Source organism: Bacteroidales bacterium (assembly GCA_021157585.1).
Classification (GTDB): domain Bacteria; phylum Bacteroidota; class Bacteroidia; order Bacteroidales; family UBA12170; genus UBA12170.
In genome coordinates this window covers 1-4,673 of record JAGGWH010000149.1, presented here as the reverse complement: position 1 = coordinate 4,673, position 4,673 = coordinate 1, and the positions used below count along the sequence as shown (strand labels likewise).

3 protein-coding genes are annotated in these 4,673 nt (G+C 32.7%); all 3 read left to right on the top strand.

What is annotated here, in order from left to right:
- Positions 1-2,498: PAS domain S-box protein (locus tag J7K39_10230; GenBank protein ID MCD6180266.1), on the top strand; the 2,498-nt coding region annotated here is incomplete at its 5' end.
- Positions 2,495-3,637, top strand: coding sequence for a hybrid sensor histidine kinase/response regulator (locus J7K39_10225; protein MCD6180265.1), 1,143 nt, complete (start codon positions 2,495-2,497; stop codon positions 3,635-3,637). The genes J7K39_10230 and J7K39_10225, both read left to right, overlap by 4 nt.
- Positions 3,638-3,716: 79 nt before the next feature.
- Positions 3,717-4,673 (top strand): NAD-dependent epimerase/dehydratase family protein (locus J7K39_10220; GenBank protein MCD6180264.1); only part of this gene is annotated, 957 nt, incomplete at its 3' end.

Below are 4,673 nucleotides of genomic sequence, written 5' to 3'. Positions count from 1 at the left end.
CCGATGTTTATCAATACACTTCTGCCAATATAATGGATGTTTACAGACGGGTTTTCAAAAGTGGAGAATCTGAGAAATTTGTATTCTCTTGGGAAGATAAAGACAAAAAAAAGCAATGGCGCGATAACGATATATTTAAATTATCAAGTGGCGAAGTTGTTGCCTTTTATGAAAATACTACATCCTTAAAAGAAAAAGAATGCGCCCTTTTAAATAGTGAAGAAAGATTTAAAGCTTTGAGTAATGCAAGCAATGAAGCCGTATTTTTTACGGTAGACGAGCATTGTGTCGAAGTGAATAAAACGGCATTACAAATGTTTGGGTTTACAAGAAAAGAAGTCTTAGGTAAGCATGTTTTATCTATAATTGATGAAGCGTATCATGCAGAGGCAATAAGAAATATTCAAAATAATTATGAAGAACCTTACACTTCTTTAGCTATTCATAAAGATGGTCATCGTTTTCCTGTTCGGATCCATGGTCGCTCTTTTATATATAAAGGTAAGAATACGCGTATTACAACAATACGTGATATTTCGGTAGAGAAAGAAAGAGAAAAGGCCATGCTGAGTAGCGAAGCTAAATTCCGTTCTTATTTTGAAAATAATACAATAGCCATGCTTCAGGTTGATCCAAAAAACAAACAAATTATTGAAGCCAATGCCGCTGCGTTACGATTCTACGGATACACATGCGAGCAGTTTAAAAAGCTTAAAACCTATGATATAAACACTTTACCTCCCGATGAAATTGATAAAAAGATACAACAAGTAATGGCTTCACCTGCGCAAACATTTATTTTTAAGCATCGTTTATCTTCAGGAGAAAGTAGAGAAGTTGAAATTTATGTTTCACCCATTAAAATGGATACAGAATCGCAATTGTTTATTACCATTTATGATGTCTCAGAACGTGAAGCTACTAAACGGGCATTGGAAGCAAACGAACAAAAACTTATTGATGCTCAAGGTATTGCAAAGGTTGGTAGTTGGGAATATGTTTTTGAGGAAGATAAATTTTACTGGTCAGATGAAAACTATAATAATTTCGAAGTAGACAAAAGCTATTTGTTGACATTTGAAAACTATAAACGTTTAATTTATCCTGAAGATTTAAATAAGGTTGAAGATTCATGGAAAAAATCGATTTTTGAAAAGACGGATAACTTTACTGTACACAGAATAGTTACTCCAAAGGGTAAAATAAAATATGTTGAGGAAAAAGGCTATACCGTTTATGATAAAAAAGGAAAGCCATTGCGTTCTTTAGGAACGACTCAAGATATTACGGAACGAAAGCTTGTCGAAATAGAGCTTCAAAAAAGCAAGAATTATTTAAAAGAAGCGCAACGTATTGCTAAAGTGGGGCATTTTGAATTTAATTTTAAAACGAAAGATATTAATTGGTCGGATCAGATTTATAGGATATTTGGTTTTGATATTGAAGATAAAAAACCAACGTTCGAAAAGTACCGCAAGCAAATACATCCGGAAGATGTTGATAATCAATATAAAATTTTTAAACAAGCATTAAAAGAGAAAAGAGGATATTCTGTTACTTACAGAATAATAAGTTTTGAAGGAGAACAAAAGTATATTGAGGAAAAAGGCTATTTTGAATTTGATAAAAAAGGAAATCCAATAAAGGTTATAGGAACGATGCAAGATGTTACTTCAAACATTATTGCCAAAAAAGCATTAGAAGAAAGTAAGGCTCAACTGGCACTCATTAATCAAGATTTGGAAAAAAGAGTAAAAGAAGAGTTAGAAAAGAGTAGAGATAAAGACCACCTGCTTATTCAGCAATCACGCTCGGCTGTTTTGGGAGAGATGATTGGAAATATTGCTCACCAATGGCGACAGCCATTAAATGAAGTATCGCTTTTAATAACCGATTTAGAAGATGCTTATAACTTTGGTGTTTTGAATAAGGAATATTTTGAAAAAACTACAGAGATTGTTTATCGGCGTTTAAAATATATGTCGGATACAATTACTGATTTTAGTAAAATGCATACCGATGATTTTAAACAAGAAGCATTTTCTCCAAAAAAATTAATAGAGAAATTGATGCAGTTTACAGAGGGAACAATTAAAAAGAATAATATTCAAATTCGCTTTATGTGTAATGATGATTTTGAAGTATTTGGATATCCAAATATGCTTTCGCATATTTTACTTAATCTGTTAAATAATTCTCGCGATATTTTAATAGAGCGTAGCATTAAAAAGCCTAAAATTTGGATTAAATTAGAAAAAGATAAAGCTAATTATTACATAAGAGTACTGGATAATGGAAAGGGAATAGGAAGAAGTATTATAGATAAAATATTTGACCCGTATTTTACAACTAAGGATAAAAAAAGAGGTAGTGGATTGGGTTTGTATATGACAAAATCTATGGTAGAAAAACAAATGAACGGACAAATTCATGTGCAAAATCAACGTCAGGGAGCGGAATTTAAAATTACACTTGACTTAAATGGTGAAAATTTATGAAAGATAAAGAAGTTAGCATTTTAATAGTAGAGGATGAAGTGAATGTTATTAATTCGCTTAACAGTATTATAGGCAGGCGTTACGAGCAAGTTTATTTGGCAAATGATGCGCAAAAAGCACTAAATATTTTTCGGAATAAAGATATAGATTTAGTTGTTACTGATATTAGAATGCCGGGGATGGACGGGCTTACTATGCTTCAGAAAATGAAGTCTCAAAAACCAAATCTTCGCCGTTTAGTTATGTCGGCATATTCTGAATCGGAGTATTTTTTACAAGCTATAGATTTAGGTGTAGATGGTTATATTGTAAAGCCTTTCTCGAAAGAGAAATTATTAGAAACCATAAAGCAATCGGCTAAAAGTATAATAAATGAGAGGATAGTTGAGATTAGTAATATTCAAATTGCTAAGTCTGAAAAAGACTTGCGCGAGCTAAATCAAACCAAAGACAAGTTCTTTTCTATTATTGGTCACGATGTTAAAACTCCGGTTTCCACTATTGCCTCTTATTCCAGCATTTTAGTTGATGAGTTTGAGGAGATGGAAAAAGAGGAAATACTTCAAATTATAAAAATAATAAGAAACTCATCTTTTCGTGCTATCGATTTGCTAAAAAACTTGTTGGAATGGGCAAAAGTGCAAACAGGAGCTATCAGTTTTAATCCTGAAATAATTAATATTTGTGATATTATTAATGAGGAAGTTGACTTTGCTTCTAATTCTTGGGCTAAGAAAAATATTAGTATTGAACAGCTATCCAAAACAGATGATTTTGTTTATGCCGATAAGAATATGCTTAGAACGGTTTTTCGAAATTTGTTTTCAAATGCCATTAAATTTACTCCCGAAAAAGGAGAAATACAGTTGAGTAGTAAGATATTAAAACAAGATGGAGATTTTATTCAAATTAGTATTAAAGATACAGGAGTTGGAATTCCGGAAAAAGCATTAAATAATCTTTTTAGTATAAAAGATAAATATAGTACCGAAGGAACGGAAGGCGAAAAAGGAACAGGAATGGGATTAATTTTCTGTAAGGAATTTGTTGATATTCAAGGAGGAAATATTAAGGTTGAAAGCACTTTAGGTCAAGGTTCCGTATTTAGCTTTAGTTTGCCTGTCGCCAAAAAGGAATAGATAAATATTGCCTTGAATCTTTTTGGGGAAATATAGTCTCTTATTGTTTGTCCTCAGGTAAATTCCCTATTTTTACGCAATGATTGTAGTAACTGGAGGAACGGGATTAGTAGGTGCACATTTGCTTTATGATTTATGTAAAAAGCACAAGCATATTCGCGCGCTTAAGAGACAAAGCTCTGATCTTGAACAAGTAAAAAAAACTTTTTCTTATTATTCTGATGATGCTGAAAGCCTGTTTAAGAAAATAGAATGGGTAGATGCAGATATTACTGACTATTTTTCTTTAGAAGATGCTTTTAAAGGTGCAAAGCAAGTGTATCATGTGGCGGCTATGGTTTCTTTTCAAGAGAAAGATAATCGAAAAATGATGGAGATTAATGTAAAGGGAACGGCTAATGTAGTAAATGCCGCCTTGCATCATAAAATAGAAAAACTGTGCTATGTAAGTTCAATTGCTGCTCTTGGCCGACCCGATGCAAACGAGGAGGCCACAGAGGATACGCCTTGGAAAGATTCTGATAAAAGTTCTCCATACTCTATCAGCAAATACAAAGCTGAACTGGAAGTTTGGCGTGGTATAGAAGAAGGATTAGATGCTGTAATTGTTAATCCGGCAGTAATTCTTGGTCCGGCAAAATGGAATAACGGAAGCGCAGCTTTATTTTCTTTAATATGGAAAGGAATAAAATTTTATACCTCTGGAGAAAATGCTTATGTTTATGTTAGAGATGTAAGCCGCGCAATGATAGAGCTTATGGAGAGTAATATTACTTCAGAGCGGTTTATTCTTAGCGCGGAAAATGTTAGCTATAAGCAGTTATTTAATCTTATGGCTCATTATCTCGGAAAAGCAGAACCAAGTATTGCTGTTAAGCCTTGGATGATAGAATTGAGTTGGCGATTGATTAAAATAAGTTCTTTTTTTACCGGAAAACAACCATCATTAACTAAAGATACGGCTCGTTCATCAATGAAAATAAGTCGATACAGCAGTAATAAAATAAAAGAAAGTTTGGGTTTTAAGTTTACTTCT

Excerpts from the sequence above, each read along its gene's own strand:
- J7K39_10225 (MCD6180265.1), top strand. The coding sequence starts at position 2,495 with ATGAAAGATAAAGAAGTTAGCATTTTAATAGTAGAGGATGAAGTGAAT.